1 protein-coding gene is annotated in these 348 nt (G+C 69.3%); it reads left to right on the plus strand.

From position 1 onward, the window contains the following. A partial coding sequence (locus tag J0A65_RS26610) for a UTRA domain-containing protein (protein ID WP_206597177.1) occupies positions 1-265 on the plus strand: 265 nt, incomplete at its 5' end. Positions 266-348: the final 83 nt, after the last annotated feature.

Below are 348 nucleotides of genomic sequence, written 5' to 3' on the forward strand. Positions count from 1 at the left end.
GCTGCTGGATGTCGCGCCAGCCGACTTCCCGCAGCTGCTCTACCCCTTCTACGAACAGCACTGCGGCCAGCGCATCGCCTACGCCCAGGAGACCCTGACGGTGTCCGCCGCCGACGACGAGCTCGCCGCGACCCTGGACGTCGCCTGCGGCAGCCCCGCCGTGGCCATCGAGCGGACCGCGCTCGGCTACGACCGCACGCCACTGGAATACCGCCTGTCACGCGCGGCGGCGGAGAACTTCCGTTACCAGGTGGACATCAGCTGAGGACAGGGCTGACCGATGCAACACGCCCAGGCAAGCCCGGGCGTGAGTGACGCACGTACCCGACGAGGCTAGAACAGCCCCAG

This window comes from Bowmanella yangjiangensis (assembly GCF_017255015.1).
GTDB lineage: Bacteria > Pseudomonadota > Gammaproteobacteria > Enterobacterales > Alteromonadaceae > Bowmanella > Bowmanella yangjiangensis.